The sequence below is a fragment of the Streptomyces sp. NPDC053493 genome, assembly GCF_044544825.1.
Taxonomy (GTDB): Bacteria; Actinomycetota; Actinomycetes; order Streptomycetales; family Streptomycetaceae; genus Streptomyces.
In genome coordinates this window covers 89,212-108,292 of sequence record NZ_JBITXS010000005.1, presented here as the reverse complement: position 1 = coordinate 108,292, position 19,081 = coordinate 89,212, and the positions used below count along the sequence as shown (strand labels likewise).

General features: G+C 74.3%; 17 protein-coding genes and 1 tRNA gene. 10 read left to right on the top strand and 8 right to left on the bottom strand.

The features are described 5' to 3' along the window. Positions 1-77 precede the first annotated feature (77 nt). Both ACIGO8_RS16710 and ACIGO8_RS16705 read left to right on the top strand, forming a co-directional pair. Positions 78-1,604, top strand: coding sequence for a hypothetical protein (locus tag ACIGO8_RS16710; RefSeq protein ID WP_399730350.1), 1,527 nt, complete (start codon positions 78-80; stop codon positions 1,602-1,604). Between the two features lie 57 nt (positions 1,605-1,661). Beyond that, positions 1,662-2,237, top strand: a complete 576-nt coding sequence (locus tag ACIGO8_RS16705; RefSeq protein ID WP_399730347.1) for a GNAT family N-acetyltransferase — start codon at positions 1,662-1,664, stop codon at positions 2,235-2,237. A gap of 181 nt (positions 2,238-2,418) precedes the next feature. On the opposite strand, the gene hppD is transcribed toward ACIGO8_RS16705, so the two are convergent. Beyond that, the gene (gene hppD, locus ACIGO8_RS16700) at positions 2,419-3,558 is read right to left on the bottom strand and encodes a 4-hydroxyphenylpyruvate dioxygenase (RefSeq protein WP_399731283.1); all 1,140 of its coding nucleotides are present in this window, start codon (positions 3,556-3,558) and stop codon (positions 2,419-2,421) included. Between the two features lie 136 nt (positions 3,559-3,694). On the opposite strand from hppD, the gene ACIGO8_RS16695 reads away from it, so the two are divergent. The 4 genes from ACIGO8_RS16695 to ACIGO8_RS16680 all read left to right on the top strand — a co-directional run bounded on the left by ACIGO8_RS16695 (position 3,695) and on the right by ACIGO8_RS16680 (position 6,663). Next, entirely contained in the window at positions 3,695-4,174 is a 480-nt protein-coding gene (locus ACIGO8_RS16695; RefSeq protein ID WP_399730344.1) for an Lrp/AsnC family transcriptional regulator, read from the top strand. An 85-nt stretch (positions 4,175-4,259) separates the two neighbouring features. Continuing rightward, a complete protein-coding gene (locus ACIGO8_RS16690; RefSeq protein ID WP_399730341.1) occupies positions 4,260-4,865 on the top strand; it encodes an ArsR/SmtB family transcription factor in 606 nt (201 codons plus the stop codon). Positions 4,866-5,001: 136 nt separating this feature from the next. Then, positions 5,002-5,211: a hypothetical protein gene (locus ACIGO8_RS16685; RefSeq protein WP_399730338.1), complete on the top strand. Its 210-nt coding sequence runs from the start codon at positions 5,002-5,004 to the stop codon at positions 5,209-5,211. A gap of 66 nt (positions 5,212-5,277) precedes the next feature. Next, positions 5,278-6,663 carry an MFS transporter gene (locus ACIGO8_RS16680; protein WP_399730336.1) on the top strand — a complete coding sequence of 462 codons (1,386 nt, stop codon included), beginning with the start codon at positions 5,278-5,280 and terminating at the stop codon, positions 6,661-6,663. Here the strand turns inward: ACIGO8_RS16680 and ACIGO8_RS16675 are convergent. Together ACIGO8_RS16675 and ACIGO8_RS16670 are read right to left on the bottom strand one after the other, a co-directional pair. After that, complete coding sequence (locus ACIGO8_RS16675; RefSeq protein WP_399730333.1) at positions 6,596-7,399, bottom strand: S16 family serine protease; 804 nt, start codon at positions 7,397-7,399, stop codon at positions 6,596-6,598. The genes ACIGO8_RS16680 and ACIGO8_RS16675 overlap by 68 nt on opposite strands. 9 nt (positions 7,400-7,408) lie before the next feature. After that, complete coding sequence (locus ACIGO8_RS16670) at positions 7,409-8,608, bottom strand: acetylhydrolase (RefSeq protein ID WP_399730331.1); 1,200 nt, start codon at positions 8,606-8,608, stop codon at positions 7,409-7,411. A gap of 80 nt (positions 8,609-8,688) precedes the next feature. On the opposite strand from ACIGO8_RS16670, the gene ACIGO8_RS16665 reads away from it, so the two are divergent. Next, on the top strand, positions 8,689-9,699 hold the full coding sequence (locus ACIGO8_RS16665) for a helix-turn-helix domain-containing protein (RefSeq protein WP_399730328.1): 1,011 nt from the start codon (positions 8,689-8,691) through the stop codon (positions 9,697-9,699). A gap of 215 nt (positions 9,700-9,914) precedes the next feature. Here ACIGO8_RS16665 and ACIGO8_RS16660 read toward each other — a convergent pair whose 3' ends face one another. The 5 genes from ACIGO8_RS16660 to ACIGO8_RS16640 all read right to left on the bottom strand — a co-directional run bounded on the left by ACIGO8_RS16660 (position 9,915) and on the right by ACIGO8_RS16640 (position 15,563). Continuing rightward, entirely contained in the window at positions 9,915-10,556 is a 642-nt protein-coding gene (locus ACIGO8_RS16660) for an IclR family transcriptional regulator (protein ID WP_399730325.1), read from the bottom strand. 454 nt (positions 10,557-11,010) lie between these two features. Beyond that, on the bottom strand, positions 11,011-12,804 hold the full coding sequence (locus ACIGO8_RS16655) for a DEAD/DEAH box helicase (RefSeq protein WP_399731280.1): 1,794 nt from the start codon (positions 12,802-12,804) through the stop codon (positions 11,011-11,013). A 105-nt stretch (positions 12,805-12,909) separates the two neighbouring features. Then, positions 12,910-13,293 (bottom strand): type II toxin-antitoxin system death-on-curing family toxin, encoded by a 384-nt coding sequence (locus ACIGO8_RS16650; RefSeq protein ID WP_399730322.1) that lies wholly within the window; start codon positions 13,291-13,293, stop codon positions 12,910-12,912. Continuing rightward, positions 13,290-13,493: a ribbon-helix-helix protein, CopG family gene (locus ACIGO8_RS16645; protein ID WP_399730320.1), complete on the bottom strand. Its 204-nt coding sequence runs from the start codon at positions 13,491-13,493 to the stop codon at positions 13,290-13,292. Before ACIGO8_RS16645 ends, ACIGO8_RS16650 begins: the two co-directional genes overlap by 4 nt. A gap of 600 nt (positions 13,494-14,093) precedes the next feature. Then, positions 14,094-15,563: an MFS transporter gene (locus tag ACIGO8_RS16640; RefSeq protein WP_399730317.1), complete on the bottom strand. Its 1,470-nt coding sequence runs from the start codon at positions 15,561-15,563 to the stop codon at positions 14,094-14,096. A 166-nt stretch (positions 15,564-15,729) separates the two neighbouring features. Between ACIGO8_RS16640 and ACIGO8_RS16635 the strand changes: the two genes are divergently transcribed. From ACIGO8_RS16635 to ACIGO8_RS16625, 3 genes are all read left to right on the top strand, one after another. Next, positions 15,730-15,801: transfer RNA gene (locus ACIGO8_RS16635), tRNA-Cys, on the top strand. A gap of 70 nt (positions 15,802-15,871) precedes the next feature. Continuing rightward, positions 15,872-16,816, top strand: a complete 945-nt coding sequence (locus ACIGO8_RS16630) for a serine/threonine protein kinase (RefSeq protein ID WP_399730315.1) — start codon at positions 15,872-15,874, stop codon at positions 16,814-16,816. A 3-nt stretch (positions 16,817-16,819) separates the two neighbouring features. Next, positions 16,820-19,015 carry a protein kinase gene (locus ACIGO8_RS16625; RefSeq protein WP_399730312.1) on the top strand — a complete coding sequence of 732 codons (2,196 nt, stop codon included), beginning with the start codon at positions 16,820-16,822 and terminating at the stop codon, positions 19,013-19,015. Positions 19,016-19,081: the final 66 nt, after the last annotated feature.

The following is a 19,081-nucleotide window of genomic DNA, read 5'->3' as shown; positions in this document are numbered from 1 at the left end:
GGCCATCGGTGTGAACCCGCCGGAGCGGGCGCTCGTGTGCTCTTCGTACAGCCGCGGGCGGGCGCACAGTGAGCGCCATGAAGAGCGAGAACGTGTCGAGGACGGTCCTCGCCGCCGGGGCGGGCGCGGTGCTCGCCGCGACGGCGCTGCTGTTCGTGCCCGATCCGGGCGGCCGGACGCCGCCGCCCGCGCCGGGTCCGGCCGAACGGGCGGTGCACGCGGCGCACGCGGGAGCGCCGGCCGCGCTGCCGGATCTGGCCGCGCTGATCGGCGACCGCGAGAAGTGGCTGCGGGCCCATCCCGGTGACGAGGCGTCATGGGCGGTGCTGGGCGCGGCCTATACGGAGCGGGGGCTGCGGCGCGCCGACCCGGCGGACCTCCCGCGCGCGGAGAGCGCGCTCAGGCGCTCCCTCGCCGTCCGGCCGGCCGAGGCCGGGAACCTGGACGCCCAGCTGGGCATGGCGGCCCTGGCGAACGCCCGCGGCGACTGGCGGTCGGCGAGGGAGTGGGGCGAGCGGGTGCGCGCGGCGAACCCGAAGCGCTGGACGGCGTATCCGGTCCTGATCGACGCGTACAACGGTCTGGGCGACTACAAGGCGGCGGAGAAGGCGGCACAGACGCTGGCCGAGCTGCACTCCGGCGCGGCGGTGAGCGGGCGCACCGCCCAGATGTACCGCGACCGCGGCTGGCGCGAGGACGCGGGCGCCGCGGCGCTGGACGCGGTGGCGCTCGCCGAGTCCGGCCCGGAGAAGGCGGCGGCGCTGGCGCGGGCCGGGGACCTGGCGTGGGAGCGGGGCGAGCCGGCGGAGGCGGTGGCGCAGTACGGGACGGCGCTCGGTCTCGTACCGGACCACGGGCCGTCGCTCGCGGGCCGGGCGCGGGCGCTGGCGGCGCTGGGCCGGCCGCGGGAGGCGCTGCGCGACTGGCGGTCGGCGCTGGAACGGCTGCCGCTGCCGGAGTACTTCCTGGAGGCGGGCGAGCTGGCCGAGTCCCTCGGCCTGCGGGACGAGGCGCGTGCCCGCTACGAGCGGCTGAGGGCCGGGACGTGGCCGGGCGCGGAGGTCGCGCTGGGGCTGCTGGACGCGGACCACGGCGAACCGGCGGCGGCGGTACGGCGGCTGCGCGCGGAGTGGGAGCGCGGACACCGTTCGGTGCGGGTGGCGGACGCGCTGGGCTGGGCGCTGTACCGGTCGGGCGAGCCGAAGGAGGCGCTGGACTTCGCGAAGCGGGCGACGGACGAGGGACTGCGCAGCGCGCTGTTCGCGTACCACCGCGGCGAGATCGAGCGGGCCCTGGCGGACACCGGACCGGCCCGCCGCCACCTGGCGGAGGCCCTGCGGATCAACCCGGCCTTCTCGCCGCTGCTCGCGCCCCGCGCGAAGGAGGCGGTGGCGGCACTCGGCGAACCACCGGACGAGCTCCCCGCGGACGTCCGCCCGGAGGACCCGAAACCCGAGGCCGAGGGTGCGGGAACGGCCGAGGGTGCGGGAACGGGCTCAGGTACGGGAACGGGCTCAGGTACGGGAACGGGCTCAGGTACGGGAACGGGCTCGGCCGCGAGGCCGCCCGCGCCGGTCCACACCCCGGCGGCGCCGCGGCCTTGAGGGCGCGCCCCAGGGCCGGCCCGCCGCCGTGGCGCACGGGGCGGATACGGTGCGGAAATGATCCCATCTGACCGTGGAGTCGCCGCCGAGCGTGAGGCGGCGGAGACCATCACCTATCGCGTGGCGGAGAGCGAGCGGGACACCTCCGCCGTGATCAAGGGCGAGTTCAGCTCGGACACCGTCTTCGAAGTGGCCGGGTCCGAGGGCGGGTTCACCATTCGGCCCGCCCGGCTGGACCCTCCGGTCCACAAGGTCTTTCCCGACGACGAGCCCGAGGCCGGTGAGACGTCGGAGGACGAGCGCCGGTTCGTCGCGCTGGACGGCGACGTCGTGTGCGGCTATGTCGACACGCGCTACGAGCCCTGGAACCGGCGGCTGGTCATCGCCGATATCGAGGTGGCCGGGCCGTATCAGGGACGGGGAATCGGGCGCACGCTGATGAGCCACGCCGTCGACCGGGCCCGCGCGTGCGGTGCCGGGCACGTGTGGCTGGAGGTGTCGAACATCAACGCTCCGGCCATCCGCGCCTACCAGCGCATGGGGTTCACCTTCTGCGGCCTGGACACGTCCCTCTACAGCGCCACCGCGTCCGAGGGCGAGACGGCGCTGTACATGAGCCTCTTCCTCGGCTGATCCGCCGGCCGTCGGTGGTCGGCCCCGTGCCTGGACACACGTCCGCCCCGGGCGGGTCCCCCGTGCCCGCCCGGGGCGTGCCCGGGTGCCCCGGGCGCGGTCGGCGGGCGCCGGGGCGTGGCAGGGGCCCGGCCCCGGGGTCGTCACCCCGGGTCCGGGCCCCTCGTTCTGGCGGCGGCTGCTAGAGGTTGCCGCGGCGCTCCTGCTCGCGCTCGATCGCCTCGAACAGGGCCTTGAAGTTGCCCTTGCCGAAGCCCATCGAGCCGTGGCGCTCGATCATCTCGAAGAAGACGGTCGGGCGGTCCTGGACCGGCTTGGTGAAGATCTGCAGCAGGTAGCCGTCCTCGTCGCGGTCGGCGAGGATCTTCAGCTCGCGCAGGGTCTCGATCGGGACCCGGGTGTCACCGACCCACTCGCCGAGCGTGTCGTAGTACGAGTCGGGCGTGTCGAGGAACTGTACGCCCGCGGCCCGCATCGCGCGCACGGTGGCGACGATGTCGTTGGTGGCCAGCGCGATGTGCTGGACGCCGGCGCCGCCGTAGAACTCCAGGTACTCGTCGATCTGCGACTTCTTCTTCGCGATCGCCGGCTCGTTGATCGGGAACTTCACCTTGAGGGTGCCGTCGGCGACGACCTTCGACATCAGCGCCGAGTACTCGGTCGCGATGTCGTCGCCCACGAACTCCTTCATGTTCGTGAAGCCCATGACCTTGTTGTAGAAGCCGACCCACTCGTTCATCTTGCCGAGCTCGACGTTGCCGACGCAGTGGTCGATGGCCTGGAAGGTGCGCTTGGCCGGCGGCTCGACGATCGGCGCGGCGGCCACGTAACCGGGCAGGTAGGGGCCGTCGTAGCCGGAGCGCTCGACGAGGGTGTGGCGGGTCTTGCCGTAGGTGGCGATGGCGGCGAGGACGACGGTGCCGTTCTCGTCCTTGACCTCGTACGGCTCCGTGATGCCGCGGGCACCGTGCTCGACGGCGTAGGCGTAGGCGGCGCGCGCGTCCGGCACCTCGATCGCCAGGTCGACGACGCCGTCGCCGTGCTCGGCGACGTGGTCGGCGAGGAAGCGGCCCCAGTCGGTCGTGGCCTTGACGACGGAGGTGAAGACGAAGCGGGCGGAGCCGTTGGTGAGGACGTAGCTGGCGGTCTCGCGGCTGCCGTTCTCCGGTCCGGAGTAGGCGACCAGCTTCATGCCGAAGGCCGTGGAGTAGTAGTGCGCGGCCTGCTTGGCGTTGCCGACGGCGAAGACGACCGCGTCCATGCCCTTCACCGGGAAGGGATCGGCCTCACGCGCGGTGGAAGGGTTGGGGTCGATAGTCATCGAGGTATCTGCCATGGCAGCAGAGTCCCGCCGCCCCGCAAGCTGCGCAATAGTTTGTTGTACGGCTGGGCAATCTGCACAGCGACCGGCCAGTATGGCCGTGCGACTTGTACATCATGACCATCGGGAGGGCTCCGTGGCGATCGATCATTTGGACGGGCGGCTGATCGTGCTGCTCGCGGAGGAACCGCGGATCGGGGTCCTGGAGGCCTCGCGCCGGCTCGGCGTGGCGCGCGGCACGGTGCAGGCGCGGCTCGACCGGCTCCAGTCGAACGGGGTCATCCGCGGATTCGGCCCCCAGGTCGACCCGGCGGCTCTCGGCTATCCGGTCACCGCCTTCGCGACGCTGGAGATCAAGCAGGGCCAGGGCGCCGACGTACGAGGCCATCTGGCGACCGTGCCGGAGGTCCTGGAGCTGCACACCACCACCGGCCACGGTGACATGCTGTGCCGGCTGGTGGCCCGGTCGAACGCCGACCTGCAGCGGGTGATCGACCGGGTCGTCGGCTTCGAGGGCATCGTGCGGGCCTCCACGGCGATCGTCATGGAGAACCCGGTGCCGCTGCGGATCATCCCGCTGGTGGAGCAGGCCGCGGAGGACCAGCCGCCGAGGTAGGGACGGGCCGGGCTCCTCAGGAGTTGCAAAGAATTCTCTGCAAAAATCCCTTGCAGAGGGTTCTTTGCAACTCTACTGTGGAGTCATGCCCGAGAAGCCCGCCCACCCCACCCGCGAAGAAAAGCCCGCACCCCGGGTGCTCGACCCGCGCTCCCTGCGCGGCCTCGCCCACCCTCTCCGCATCCAGCTCCTGCGCGCCCTGCGCCACCACGGCCCCGCCACCGCCTCCCAACTGGCCGAGCGGCTCGGTGAGTCCAGCGGCGCCACCAGCTATCACCTGCGCCAGCTCGCCGCCCACGGCTTCGTCCAGGACGACCCGGAGCGCGGCAAGGGCCGGGAGCGGTGGTGGAAGGCGGCCCAGGAGGGCACGACCGTCGACGAGGCGCTGTACAAGAACCCGGACCCGGAGGTCCAGGGCGCCGTCGAGGTCTTCCTCTACGAGATCGCCAACATCCACACCCAGGAGCTCAACACCTATCTGGGCACCCGGCACGAGTGGACCGACGCGTGGGGCGGCGCGTCCGACATAAGCGACTTCACGATCCACCTGACGGCCGAGCGGCAGCGTGAGCTCAACCAGCGGATCCACGACCTGATCGACGAGTACAGCGGCACCACCGAACCGGACTCCGCGGACGTCCAGCGGGTGCGGATGCACTTCCACGCGTTCCCGCAGAAGGGCGTCAACTGACCGCCACGCCGGCCGGATTCCGGTCGGCCGCTCCTGCCCCGCCCTCGCCGCCCTCGCCACCCTCGCCACCCTCGCCTTCCTCACCGTCCTTACCCGTCCGGGCTCCGCGCCCGGATCCCACCGGAAAGGCCATGCCATGCACGCCGACATCCACCTCGCCCTGCACCGCCTGACCGCCGCCGAACTCCACGGAGCCGTGGCCGCCGCCCCCGCCACGCCCTCCGCGCAGGTCGCCCCCGCCGCGCCCGCCGAATCCATACGTGTCCAAGTGGGCTGGAAGCTCGTCGAGTTCGGGCTCAGGCTCGCCCTGCCCGGCCACGCCCGCGCCGCGTCCCTGGCCGCCTGAAACCACCTCGGACCCACACGGGGCCCACAGCGGACCCATTACGGACCCACAACGGGGGGAACCACCGTGCGCTCCCGCACACCACTGGCCACCGTCCTGGCCGCCAACGCCATCTCCATCAGCGGCAATTCGCTCACCCTCATCGGTGTCCCCTGGTTCGCCCTGGAGACCACCGGAAGCCCCGGCAAGGCGGGCTTCGTCGCCTTCTGCGCCGCCGTCCCCGTCGTCATCTCCGCGCTCGCCGGCGGGCCCGTCATCGACCGCATCGGCCGCCGCCGGGTCTCCGTCGCCTCCGACCTCGTCTGCGGCCTCGCGCTCACCGCGATCCCGCTGCTCAACCAGGCCGGCCTCCTGCGGTTCTGGATGCTGTGCGCGCTGATGGCCGTCACCGGCCTCTTCCACGCGCCCGGCGAGACCGCCCGCCACGTCCTGGTGCCCGACCTCGCCCGGCGCGCCGACACCCCGCTCACCCGCGCCGCCAGCCTCTACGACGCCGTCTCACGCGGCGCGCGGATGACCGGCGCCGCCCTCGCCGGTCTCCTCGTCGCCCTCGTCGGCGCCGACACCGTGCTGTATCTCGACGCCGCCACCTTCGCCGTCTCCGCGCTGCTCGTCCTCGCGGGCCTGCGCGGCATACCGTCCGCCGAGCCGCAGCGCGACGCCCCGCCGCTCTCGCTCGCCGGCTACCGCGCCGACCTGCGCGAGGGCTATGCCTTCCTGCTGCGCACCCGGCTGCTGCTCGGCGTGAACCTGATGGTGATGACCACCAACGGCCTGGCGCAGAGCTGGAGTTCGGTCCTGCTGCCGGTGCACGCCCGCGAGAACCTCGGCGGACCCTCCTCACTCGGCCTGCTCGTCGCCGTCTTCGGTGGCTGCGCCCTCGCCGGCGCGCTGCTCTACGGGGCCTTCGGCCACCGCTTCCCGCGCCGCCCGGTGTTCGCGGTCGGCTTCCTGCTCACCGGCACGCCGTCGTACGTCGTCGCCGCCTTCACCGACACCACACCGCCGCTGCTCGTCGTGATAGCGCTCGGCGGTCTCGGGGCCGGCGTGCTCAACCCGATCCTGACCACCGTCTTCTACGAGATCGTGCCCGAGGAGCTGCGCAGCCGCGTCGGCAGCGCGAGTACGGCCGGCGTCCTGCTGACCACGCCGCTCGGCGGTCTCGCCGCCGGTTTCCTGGTCGAACGCGCCGGCCTCACCACGGCCCTGCTGACCTGCGCCGGGGCCTACTTCCTCGCCACCCTCGCGCCGCTGATATTTCCGGCCTGGCGGGGCCTGGACGCGCCCGCCGGGCCGGGGACCGGCACCAGGACCGAGTCGGCGAAGGCCGGAGCGGGGTCCGGGATGGGGGCCGGGGCCGAGGCCGAGGCCGAGGGAGCGGCGGTCAGCAGCTCGGGACCTTCGACTCCTGGCCCTGCTCCAGCGACCGGAGGGACGTCACCGCGTCGCTGAGCGCGGTCACCGGGACGAGCCGCAGCCCCTTGGGCAGCTCCGCCTGCGCCTGGGAGCACTCGGCCTTCGGCACCAGGAAGACGGTGGCGCCGTCGCGCGCGGCGGCCTGCGTCTTCAGCGAGACGCCGCCGACGGCGCCGACCGTCCCGTCCGGCTCGATCGTGCCCGTACCGGCGACGGTGCGGCCGCCGGTGAGGTCGCCGCCGTCGCCGTCGCCCTGGATCTTGTCGACGATGCCGAGCGAGAACAGCAGCCCGGCGCTGGGGCCGCCGACGTCGGCGAGGTGGAGGTCCACCTTCACCTTCTTCGGGTCCAGCTTGAGGTAGCCGAGCGCGGCCAGCGTGGCCGCGTCCTGCGACTCCTTCATCTGGCCGAGGTTGTGCTTCTCGATCTCCTCGTCGGACTTGCCGGACGGATAGACCGAGGACTTCGGCAGAACCGCCCGGTCGGTGCGGAACCAGGCGTCGGTCACCTCTCCGAGGTCGATGGAGGCCGAGGGCCCGGTCGCGATGATCGTCACCATCCGCAGCTGCCCGTCGGTCGGCCGGACCGGGACACCGGAGACGGTGATCACCTCCCGGCCCTTGTCCTTGCCGAGGACGTCGGCGGTCGTGCCGGGCTGGGCGATCGCGTACGGCAGCGGCGCGAGCCCGGCGACGGCGAACAGCGCGACGACGGGCACGGCGCACAGCGCCAGGGCACGGTGACGCGGGAGACTGGCGAGACGGGAGAGCACGCACCCAATCTAGCGGGCGGCGCCCGGCGGACCGACTGCCGGACGGACCCGAGGCCCCGCCCCGGGCAGGTGGCGGTCGAAGAAGCAGCCGAGCCTGCGCCGTACGGCCGCGACGGTGGCGGCGGGACGGCCGGCGCCGACCAGGGCGGCGCGGGCGGCGGGCGTCACGAGTCCGGCGGCCTCGAAGCGCGGGACCAGGGCCGCGTAGTCCGTGAAGGCCCAGTGGTCGGCGTCGGCGAGCAGCGCGCGCCGGCCGGGGACGGCGGCCCAGGAGCGGTCGATGCGGGCGGCGCCGTCGAAGCCGTCGCTGCGGAAGAGCAGCAGCGGCCGGTCGAAGCCGTCCAGCGGTTCGAGGTCGAGGTAGCCCTCCAGGTCGGCCACGGCGCCGATCCGGCGGTCGTGGTGGGCCGCGTGGACGGCGGCGGTGCCGCCCGCGGAGTGCCCGTACACACCGATCCGGCCGGGATCCAGGGCGTTGGCGAGAGGCGCGCCGCCGAGCGGTCCGCCGGCAAGCGGTCCGTCGGCGACGCTGCCCGCGAGGAGGCTGCCCGCGACGAGACGGTCGACGACGAGACGGAGGTCCGCGACCCGGGTGTCGATCATGGTGCGGAAGGTCGCCGGGTCGGGTTCACCGCGCAGCACGGTGAACCGCATCCCGCCCGGCAGCTCCACCTGGCTCGCGTCGCCCGGGTGGTCGACGAGGATCACGACCCGGCCGTGGCTCGCCAGGTCCTCGGCGAGGCTCGTACCGAGCGTGCGGGAGTCGCCGCCGCCCGGGCTGTACAGGAGCACCGGCCGGCGGCCCGGCAGCGGCGGCGCGTCCACGTGCCCGTGCGTGAGGATCGCGCCCCAGTCCACCGTGCCGGCCGCCGGGAGCCCCGGGTGGACGAGCGGCGCCAGCTCGGCGAAGGCCTCGGCCGCGGCCCGGCCGAGCTGAGGGGCCCGCGGACAGCCGCGGACGGTGCGGGCCGGGTAGAGGACCGTGAGCATCACCTCCCGGGTCCCGCCCGCCCACGGGTCGGTACGGGTCGGATCGGTCAGATGGACGGTGCGCAGGCCCACGGGGTGCGGCCCGGTGGGCGCGGGCAGCCGGAAGGCGGGCGCGGACGCGGCGGCACGGGCCGCGCCCGCGGGCAGCAGGCCGACGGCGGCGCCGAGGAGGGCTCCCTTCGCGAGGGTCCGGCGGCTGAGGGCGAGGTGGGTCGTCATACCGGGCATCCTGGGGGCGGGGCGGAGGCCCGCGCGAAGGTTCAGGCCCTGGCCGAAAGGCGGGCGGAAGTCGAGGAGTTGTGCGGGTGGCGCTGCGGATCCACTTCACGGCGGACGACCTCACCCGGGTCCGTTTCGCGGCCCGGCCGGCCCCGCTCCAGGAACTCCACGCGGCCCTCGCCACCGCCGTCCTGCCCGGCGCCGGGACCGCGCCGCTCTTCGGCCGCTGGCGCCGCCGGATCCTGCGCACCCTTCCCGACGCCGCGGCACCGCTCGCCGCCCTCGCGCCGGCCGGCCGGGCCCCGCTCTTCCTCGACGTCCTCGGCGACACCCTCGCCGAGAGTTTCGACCTGATCCGCGCGACCCGGCCCGGGCTCGTCCGCTCCGAGCTGGAGCGGGTCCACGGGGCGGGGCCCGCGCCCGGCTGGCTGCGCGGCCTGCACGCGGGCGAGGAGACGGCCTGGCAGACCGTACGGCGGGCCCAGCGCGCCGCGTACGAGACGGTCCTCGCGCCGGTCTGGCCGGTGGTGCAGGACCTGCACCGCGAGGAGTTCACCCGCTACGCCCTGACCGCCGCCGCACACGGCGTGGCCGCCGCCCTGACCGCGCTGGCGCCGGGCACGCGGCTCCACGAGGGCGTGTGGGAGTGGCCGGGTGCCGAAGGCCGCGACGTACGGCTCGGAGGGCGGGGCCTGGTCCTGCTGCCGACCTTCCACCACACGGCGGGCCCGCTCCTCCAGGACCGCGCGGACCGGCCGGAGCGGCCCGTGGTCCTCACGTACCCGGCGGGCCCCGGCCTCGCGCCGCCCGCCCCGGAGGGCCCGGGAGGTCCGGGAAGCCCGGACGAGGCCCTGGCGGCCGTCCTCGGCCGCACGCGCGGGGACGTCCTCCGCCTCCTGGCCGAGCCCCGCACCACGACGGAACTGGCCCGGGCGCTGGGCGTCAGCAACGCGACGGCCTCGGCGCAGGCGGCGGCGCTGCGGGGAGCGGGTCTGGTGACGACGACCCGCACGGGGCGGTCGGTCCGACACGAGCGAACGGCACTGGGAGCCCTGATCGTGACCTCGACGCCCCACGCACGGCGCCCGTGAGCCGGGTTGGCGGGCCGCCTCGGAGCCGTATCCCCGCCGGCCGCGCACCCGAGGCACGTCCCGCGCCGCGGGGCCTCTCTCGCGTCCGGGGGCGCGCCGCGCGCCGTAGGGCGTTCTCCGCGCCCCAGGGCCTGTCTCGCGCCGTAGGTGGCTGTCTCACCCCAGCAGGTGGCCTGCCTCACGCCCGAGGGCGCGCCGTGGGCCCGTCTCGCGTCCTAGCGCAACGCGTCGGCGACCTCGCGGGCCGCGTCCACGACGCGCGGGCCCACGCGCTCCGGTACGGCGTCCGCCAGCATGACGACGCCCACGCTGCCCTCGATGCCCGTGACGCCCACCAGCGGCGCGGCGGCGCCGCTGGCGCCGGCCTCGAGTTCGCCGTGGGTGAGGGTGAAGCCGGGTTCGATGAGTTCGCCCGCGCGGGCCGCGAGGATGGCGCGGCCGGCCGCCCCGCGGTCGAGCGGGTGACGGAAACCGGCCCGGTAGGCGACGTGGTAGTCGGTCCAGGTCGGTTCGACGACGGCGACGGCCAGCGCCTCCGCCCCGTCGACGAGGGTCAGGTGCGCGGTCGCGCCTATGTCCTCGGCGAGCGAGCGCAGCGCGGGCAGCGCCGCCTCGCGCACCAGGGGGTGGACCTGGCGGCCGAGGCGCAGCACGCCGAGCCCGACGCGGGCGCGGCCGCCGAGGTCACGGCGGACGAGGGCGTGCTGTTCGAGTGTGGCGAGCAGTCGGTAGACGACGGTCCGGTTCACCCCGAGTCGGTTGGACAACTCGGTGACGGTCAGGCCGTGGTCGGTGTCGGCGAGCAGTTTGAGGACTCTGAGTCCCCGGTCGAGCGTCTGGGAGGTCTCCGCGGTCACGACGCCCTCTCCTTCGGAGTGAGTGACAGCGGACTCGTACGAGAGCTGCGGCACCGGTCCCATCGGCGACGCACGTCAGAGGCCGCCGGCAGGACGGGGTACACCGGCTGCGCTCCGCGGCGGCGCTGCCACGGGGCGTTTGCTTGAGCCGGGACAGTAGCGGCGTGTCCCGCTCAGCGGAAGACCTCGTCCAGAATCCGGGCGCGTGCGCCCTGATACGGACGGGTTCGGGACCTAAGTCGGCCGAACTCGGGACTTCGGCGGACAAGGCGGGCGGTCGCGTGCCCGTAGCGTGGAGGTGCGCGGGGCCGACCGTGGGGGCCGGTTCTCGTGGGACGGAAGAGGCCCGTACGCCGCCTGCGTACGGGCCTCTTGCCGTCATCGATCCGCCGGAATCACCGGTTCACCGGGCCACAGGGCCCGGCCGGGGCGGGTCTCGGCGGCCGGGGCGGGGTCACCGCATGCGGGTGGCCCACTCCTGCACCTTCTTGATCCGCTCGCGGATCTGTCCGGCGGTCGCCTCGGCGCTCGGCGGGCCGCCGCACACCCGGCGCAGCTCGGTGTGGATCACGCCGTGCGGCTTGCCGCTCTGGTGCACGTAGGCGCCGACCATCGTGTTGAGCTGCTTGCGCAGCTCGAGCAGCTCCTTGTGGGAAACGACGGGACGCCGTTCCGCCGGAAGCTCCAACAGGTCCGCCTCGGTGTCCGGCTTCTTGCGGCTGTGCGCGATCTGCCGGGCCTGGCGCTTCTGCAGGAGCAGCTGCACCTGGTCGGGTTCGAGGAGCCCGGGAATGCCGAGGTAGTCCTGCTCCTCCTCGCTGCCGGGATGGGCCTGCATGCCGAACTCGGCGGCGTTGTAGAGCACGCGGTCGAAGACGGCGTCGGACTCCAGCGCCTCGAAGGGCAGCATGTCCTGCTCGCCGGTGTCCTCGTCCTGCTGCTTCTCCGCCTCCGCCATCTCCTTCTCGGACTCGGCGTACGGGTCCTCCTCGCCCTCCTTCTTCGGCCGGTCGAGGACGTGGTCGCGCTCGACCTCCATCTCGCTGGCGAAGCCGAGCAGGCTGGGGATGGTGGGAAGGAACACGGACGCGGTCTCGCCGCGCCTGCGGGATCGCACGAAGCGGCCGACGGCCTGCGCGAAGAACAGCGGCGTCGAGATCGTCGTCGCGTACACGCCGACCGCGAGCCGCGGCACGTCGACGCCCTCGGACACCATCCGGACGGCGACCATCCAGCGGTCGGTGCTCTCGCTGAACTCGTCGATCCTGCCCGAGGCGCCGGCGTCGTCGGAAAGGACGACGGTGGCCTTGGTGCCGGTTATCTCGCGGATCAGCTTGGCGTACGCCCGCGCCGAGTCCTGGTCGGAGGCGATCACGAGCCCGCCGGCGTCCGGGATGGACTTGCGGACCTCGGTGAGCCGCTGGTCGGCGGCGCGCAGCACGTTCGGCATCCAGTCGCCGCGCGGGTCGAGGGCGGTGCGCCAGGCCTGCGAGACCGCGTCCTTGGTCATGGGCTCGCCGAGCCGGGCGGCGATCTCGTCACCGGCCTTGGTGCGCCAGCGCATGTTGCCGCTGTAGCTGAGGAAGATGACGGGGCGGACGACGCCGTCGCCGAGGGCGTTGCCGTAGCCGTAGGTGTAGTCGGCCGACGACCGGCGGATCCCGTCGTTCCCCTCCTCGTACGTCACGAAGGGGATGGGGTTGGTGTCCGAGCGGAAGGGCGTACCGGTCAGGGCGAGCCGGCGGGTCGCCGGCTCGAAGGCCTCCAGGCAGGCCTCGCCCCAGGACTTGGAGTCTCCGGCGTGGTGGATCTCGTCGAGGATGACGAGGGTCTTGCGCTGCTCGGAACGGTTGCGGTGGAGCATGGGCCGCACGCCGACACCGGCGTACGTGATGGCGATCCCGTCGTACTCCTTGCTGAGCGGCCCGGCGCTGTAGTCGGGATCCAGCTTGATCCCTATCCGCGCCGCGGCCGCCGCCCACTGCTTCTTCAGGTGCTCGGTGGGTGCGACGACCGTGACCTGCTGCACCACGTGGTGGTGCAGCAGCCAGGACGCGAGGGTCAGCGCGAAGGTGGTCTTGCCGGCGCCGGGCGTGGCGACCGCGAGGAAGTCACGGGGCTGCTCCTGGATGTACTTCTCCATCGCGCCCTGCTGCCAGGCGCGCAGCTTGTTGGCGGTGCCCCAGGGGGCGCGGCCGGGGAAGGCGGGAGAGAGGTGATGTGAGGAGGTGGCGGTGGTAGTCACGATCTCCGGTTCGACGCTCGTCCAGATATGACAACCGGGCCACCTTACCGGTGCGACCGGCGCGACCCCGGCGGAACGAGCCCGTGCCGCGGCTGCGTGAGACGGTCCTCACAGCCTCCGCAAACGCTCCGCAATGTCCGCGATGTCCTGCACCTCACCCGCCGCGACGCCCACGACCAGCTCGTACGCCCGGTCCTGGTCGGCCTCGCCGAGATCCACGCCGTTGACGCCGAGGAAGACGGCGGCGGAGAGCCAGGCGGCGCGCTTGTTGCCGTCGACGAAGGGATGGTTCGAGGCGAGGGCGTGGAGCAGCACGGCGGCCTGCTCGTGGAGGTCGCCGTACGCGCTCTCGCCGAACATCCGCGCCCTGGGGCGGTGCACGGCGGACTCCAGGAGTCCGGGCGCCCGCAGCTCGGGCACGCCTTCGCCGGTGAACGCGATCCGCGCGATCTCCCGCACCTCGGCGACGGTCAGGAACCGGACCCCGCTCATTGCCCGAGCCTCCTCAGCAGCTCCTCGTGCCGCCGCGCGAGCCGCCCGGCCTCGTCGCGCACCCGGCCGGCCTCCTCGTCGACGTACCGCCGTACGGCCTCGCGGACGAGCTCCTCGACGGGGAGGCCGCGGGCGTCGGCGAGATCGGAGAGCGCGGCGAGCTCTTCGGCCCCGGAAAGGATCACGGCATCACGTCCCATGCACCGACCCTAGGCACCCCCTGCTCCCCCGGCGACCTCTTTTCCCGGCGCCGCCGCCGGCACCCCGCCCGTGCGGGCCGCGCCCACTTGCGCGGCGCCCTCGTCGCCCCGCCCGCGCCTGCTTGCGCGGCGCCCCCTTACCCGGCGCCCCCGGTCCACCCCGCGCCCGCTTCCGTGCGGGCCGCGCTCCCCCGCCCGTGTGGGCTCGCGCCTGCTTGCGCGGCCGCCGCGGCCCGGGTCCGCCTCCGCGCGGGCTGCGCCTGCTTGCGCGGCGCCCTCGCCCCGCGCCCGTGTGGGCATTCGTTCCGCTGGGGCGGGACGGGTGGGCACACGGGACGGCGCCCTTGCGGGCGCGTTCCGCACCTGCGCCTTGACCCGCACCCCATGGACGCCGCGCTCCGGGTGCGGGTCCAGGCGCGGGAGCCTAGGCCCGGCAAGGGGCGCCGTCCGTTGTGCCCACCCGTTCCGCCCCAGCGGAACGAATGCCCACAACGGAGGTGGGCGACAGGCACCGCACCGGCGGAGGGCGGAGGCCCAGCAGGGCGCAGGCCCACAACGGCAGGGCGCGGGCCCAGCGGGCCGCGGGCCGCAGGGGTCGGGCTAGGTCGGGCGGGCGGAGAGGCGGGTGGCGACCCAGATGCCGGCCGCCGCCACACCCGCCATCGGCAGGAACACCGCCGCGAAGGCCACCGGGTGCGAGCCCGCCGCCGCGCCGCCGGCAGCGGCCGCGTGCCCGACCGCCCCACCCCCCAACGCGGCGAACGCCGCCCCGCCCGCCGCCAGCAGCAGGACGTTGGACAGGCCGTCGGAGATCTGGAGCGCGGCCGAGTTCGCGCCGGCCTCCTCCGGGGCGGACAGCTTCAGCAGGAGCACGCTCGTGGAGGAGATCACCAGGCCCATGCCGAAGCAACCGAAGCCCCACGCGACCGCGACGGTCCACACCGGCACGGCCGCGATCAGGACGCTCGGCGCGGCCGCGACGGCCGCCGCGACGAGGACCATGCCGCCGACCACGAACCGCTCCCGGTACGGCTCGGTGCGCGGCCGGGACTGGACGTAGGAGCCGAGCGCCCACGTCAGGCCGCCGACGGCGAGCGAGAGCCCGGCGAGCGTCGGGGTGAGCCCGCGCTGGGTGACCAGCATCAGCGGCACGAAGGACTCGGCGGCGATGAACGAGCCGGCGGCTATGCCGCGCAGCAGCACCACGGACGGCAGCCCGCGCGCCGCCCGGTACGTTCCGCGCGGCAGCAGCCCGCGTACGGCGGGGACGAGCAGCGCCGCGCCGGCCGCCGCGGGCAGCAGGGACAGCCAGCGCAGCTCCTGCCCGGCGTACTGGAGCAGTCCTGCTCCGAGCGAGATGCCGAGGGCGAGGCGTACGCGCCGCCGGTCCCAGCCGGCGACGGCCGCGTCGGGATCGGCCGGCCCGGAGGCGGTGCGCCGGATCGCGGGGAGGGCGAGGGCGAGCGGGAAGACGACGAGGACCGGGATGCCGACGAAGACCCAGCGCCAGCCCAGCTGCTCGGTGATCGTTCCGGCGGCGAGCGGTCCGACGACGGACGGCACGACCCAGCCGGCGGCGAACGCGGCCATGATCGCGGGCCTGAGGTGTTCCTCGTAGGCGCGGCTGATGACCACGTACAGCGCGACGATCACCAGCCCGCCGCCGAGGCCCTGGACGGCCCGGCCGAGGATGAACAGCCACATCGCGCCGGCGGTCCCGGACAGCAGCAGTCCGGCGGCGAAGCAGCTCATGCCGACGGTGAGCGGTCCGAGCGGCCCGCTGCGGTCGGACCACTGTCCGGACAGGACCATGCCGAAGAGGCTGGTGGTGAAGTAGGCGGAGAAGGCGAAGGCGTAGAGCGGGACTCCGTCGAGTTCGCGGGCGGCCACGGGCATGGCGGTGCCGACGGCGGTCGCCTCGAAGGCGACGAGGAGGACGACGGAGATGACGCCGATGCTGAGCGCCCGGTGGGCCCGGTCGAGCACGGATCCGCCGCCGGTGGGAGAGGGTGTCGCGGCGGCGGGGTGCGGTGCGACGACGTCGGCGTCGCGGGGTTCGAGGGCGCTCATGGGCTCAGAGTAAGGGCCGTATCCGGTTTTGGCCCCTGTCGGGAGTCGTATCCGTCCTGGCCCCTTGGTCGTACGACCATGAACGCCGTATGGCAGTCGTGTTGCGCACCGGCCGGAAGCATTGAGCACCGCCGCGCCCGCCGCCTAACGTCTTTCTCGTCACCACGACCGTGTGCCCGAGTGGTTCAGGGGCTCGCCTGCAAAGCGAGTTACGCGGGTTCAATTCCCGCCACGGTCTCCGCCGCGTCCCCCCTGGCGTCGCTTGAGTAGGCTCTCCCTGCTCAGGCGAACGACAGGGGGATTCGCACATGGAACGGCCGTACCGTCTCGTCACGCGCCTGGACCCGGTGCACTCCGCCGCCTCACCGCCCGCCCCGTACCAGCGTTTCGTCGCCCGCGACCCGGCCGACGACCGTACGGTGCTGCTCACCGTCCCGCATCCCGGCACCGACCCGGGCCTGTTCCGGGCGGAGGCGGAGAAGGCCCAGCGCCTGCCGGCGCCTTGGACACTGCCGGTCACGGAGACCGGCGCCGGGTCGTACGCCACTCCGTACGTGCCGGCCCTTCCGCTCCCCGTCGCCCTGGCCGTGCACGGCGGCCCGTTGCCGGAGGAAACGGTACGGGTGATCGGCGCGGCGCTCGCCGAGACGCTCGCGGCGCTGCACGCGCAGGGCGCCGCGCACGCGGGCGTGGCGCCGGCCGCGGTGCTGCTGACGGCCGACGGCCCGCGGCTCACCTGCTTCGGCGCGGGGCGCGTCACGGACCGGGTGGACCGGGAGGCGTGCGCTCCGGAGCAGGCGGCGGGGCGGGCGGCGGAGCCGACGCCGGCCGGTGACGTGTACGGGTTCGGGGCCGTCCTCGCGTACGCCGCCACCGGCCACCGCGTACCCGAGCGCGCCGAACTCCCGCCCGCCCTGCGGCAGACGGTCACCGCCTGCCTGACCGGCGACCCGGCGCAGCGCCCGGCCGCCGCCGCGCTGCTGCCCGCGCTGGCGCCGCCCGCGCCGCACGGGACGGTGCTGGGCTCGGCGGCCTCGCTGCTGACGCCGGGCTGGCTGCCGCCCCGGGTCGTGGCGGCGCTGGCGCACCAGTCGTCGTCGCTGCTCTCGGCCGACCTGCCCGCACCCACCGGCCCTGCGGGACCCGCCGGCCCCACCGCACCCACCGGCCCGGGCGGATCGACCCCACCCGCCACGCCCGCCCCACCCACCACACCCGTCGCGCCCGTCACGGCGCCTGCCCCGGGAAACTGACGGATGCTCACCCCGCTCACCCACGACGACCCGTCGTCCCTCGCCTCGTACCGCCTGCTCGCCCGGCTCGGTTCGGGCGGCATGGGCACGGTGTATCTGGCCCGTTCGCCGGGCGGCCGTACGGTCGCGCTGAAGACGCTGCACGCGCGCCTCGCTGCCGACGCCGCCTTCCGCACCCGGTTCCGGCTGGAGACGGACGCGGCCCGCATCATCGGCCCGCGGCACGGCGCCGAGGTCTTCGACGCGGACCCGCTGGCCGACACGCCGTGGCTGGCCACCGAGTACGTGCTCGGCCCGCCGCTCGACGACGCCGTCGCCCTCGCCGGCCCGCTGCCCGAACCGACGGTCCGCGCCCTGGGCGCCGCCCTCGCCGGCGGCCTGCGGCAGCTGCACTCCTCCGACGTCGTCCACCGCGACCTGAAACCGTCCAACATCCTGGTCACCGCCCACGGACCGAAGCTGATCGACTTCGGCATCGCCCGCGCGGCCGGCGACGACCGCCTGACCACCACCGGCCAGGCGGCCGGCACGCCCGCCTACATGTCCCCGGAACAGGCCTCGGGCCAGGAACACACCCCGGCCGGCGACGTGTTCGCCCTCGCCGGCGTGCTGCTCTTCGCCGCCACCGGCCACGCGCCCTTCGGCACCGGCGCCCCGGCCGACCTCCTCTACCGCGTCCGCTACGCCGACCCGGACCCGACCGCCCTCGCCGCCCTCCCGCCGTCCCTGCGCCCCCTCCTCACCGCCTGCCTCGCGAAGGACCCGACGGCCCGCCCGACCACGACCACCCTGGTCACCGCACTCCACGACGGCCACGGCGAGTTCGCCGACCACCTGCCCGCACCGCTCCTCGCCGCCATCGCCCGCCGCGCCACCGACGTCTGGCATCCCCACCCGCCCCGCCTCCCGGCCCCCGCCACCGACCCCTACGCCTCCTCCTCCCCCACGACGACCGTCCCCCGCCCCGCCCCGCTCACCCGCCGCCGCCTCCTCACCCTGGCCGCCGCCGCGACCACAACCACGGCGGCGGCGGGCGCGGGCGTCTGGGCCTGGCTGTCGTCACGGGACGAACCCGCCGACGACGCCAAGCAACTGCCGTCCGCTCCCCTGCTCGGCGAGGCGCCGCACTCGCTGTGGAGTCTGAACATGGCCACGCCGCAGAAGGAGGAGCGCTCCTTCCCGATGCTCGCCGGCGGCCAGGTCGCGCTGGTCGCGGGTCTGGGCGTGGTGTTCGGCGACGCCGCCTCCGGCAAGGACGGCGGTGTCGCCACGGTCGACACGACGCCGTGGAGCGCCGTCTCGGACGGCGAGACCGTCTACGCGGTCCCCCGGAAGCCGGACGACGTGCACCACGACTTCGTCGTGCACCCGGTCGACGCGACGCGCTACCGGCTGCGGCAACCCGGCATCAAGGTCAAGGGCCTCAACGCCAACATGCACGCGACACAGCTGCTGTGCGCGGCCGACGGGATCCTCTACGTCTCCGGGGCGACGGGCACCCGCACGTCCCTGAAGTCCCACCTCCTCGTGGCCGTCGACACCCGGACGGGCAAGGAGCGGTGGCGCACGGAGGTGAGCAACTCCGGGAAGGACGACGAGCCGATGATCGTGGCGGCGGCCGCCCACGGAGACCGGCTGGTCACGTTCGAGGTGGAGAACGAGTTCACGGACACCACGCGGGTGGTCGCGCGCGACACCCGCAGCGGGGCCGTCCGCTGGCAGAAGGAGCTGGACATCGGCCGGAAGACCGCCGCGTCCAGCCCGCCCTGCCTGGACGGGACCCATCTCTACACCGGCGGTGCCAACCTCTCCGCGTTCCGGCTTGCGGACGGCGTCGAGTCATGGCAGCAGCGGATCTCCGCGAAGGACCCGTTCTCCGCTCCCGTACTCGGGGACGGAGTCGTCTACGCCGTCGTGGAACAGGCCGCGTTCGCGGTCTCGGCGTCCACGGGCACGAAGCTCTGGCAGGAACGGGCGAGCAAGGACAATCCGGCCCTGCCCACGACCGAACAGTGCCTCGCGGTGGGCCGGCGCCACCTCTTCTACCGGTCCGAGCTCGGCCTGGCCGCCGTGGACCTCAAGAGCCACGGCCGCGCCTGGGTGTACCAGACGGATGCCGACCACATCGTCCAGCAGCGGGACGAGCAGCGCATGTTCGCCGTCGGTGACGGCTTCGTGATCGCCCTGCCGCTGACCTGACGCACCGCCCTGCCCCGGCCCCCCGTCTCCTTCCGCCGCCCCCTTCCGCCGCCCCCTTCCGCTCCC

What these genes read in the sequence shown, in the direction of transcription:
- ACIGO8_RS16705 (WP_399730347.1), top strand. Translation starts at nt 1,662, where the DNA reads ATGATCCCATCTGACCGTGGAGTCGCCGCCGAGCGTGAGGCGGCGGAG.
- ACIGO8_RS16650 (WP_399730322.1), bottom strand. Translation starts at nt 13,293, where the DNA reads ATGAGCGGGGTCCGGTTCCTGACCGTCGCCGAGGTGCGGGAGATCGCG.
- ACIGO8_RS16625 (WP_399730312.1), top strand. Translation starts at nt 16,820, where the DNA reads ATGCTCACCCCGCTCACCCACGACGACCCGTCGTCCCTCGCCTCGTAC.
- ACIGO8_RS16630 (WP_399730315.1), top strand. Translation starts at nt 15,872, where the DNA reads ATGGAACGGCCGTACCGTCTCGTCACGCGCCTGGACCCGGTGCACTCC.
- ACIGO8_RS16645 (WP_399730320.1), bottom strand. Translation starts at nt 13,493, where the DNA reads ATGGGACGTGATGCCGTGATCCTTTCCGGGGCCGAAGAGCTCGCCGCG.
- hppD (WP_399731283.1), bottom strand. Translation starts at nt 3,558, where the DNA reads ATGACTATCGACCCCAACCCTTCCACCGCGCGTGAGGCCGATCCCTTC.
- ACIGO8_RS16710 (WP_399730350.1), top strand. Translation starts at nt 78, where the DNA reads ATGAAGAGCGAGAACGTGTCGAGGACGGTCCTCGCCGCCGGGGCGGGC.
- ACIGO8_RS16690 (WP_399730341.1), top strand. Translation starts at nt 4,260, where the DNA reads ATGCCCGAGAAGCCCGCCCACCCCACCCGCGAAGAAAAGCCCGCACCC.
- ACIGO8_RS16670 (WP_399730331.1), bottom strand. Translation starts at nt 8,608, where the DNA reads ATGACGACCCACCTCGCCCTCAGCCGCCGGACCCTCGCGAAGGGAGCC.
- ACIGO8_RS16640 (WP_399730317.1), bottom strand. Translation starts at nt 15,563, where the DNA reads ATGAGCGCCCTCGAACCCCGCGACGCCGACGTCGTCGCACCGCACCCC.
- ACIGO8_RS16685 (WP_399730338.1), top strand. Translation starts at nt 5,002, where the DNA reads ATGCACGCCGACATCCACCTCGCCCTGCACCGCCTGACCGCCGCCGAA.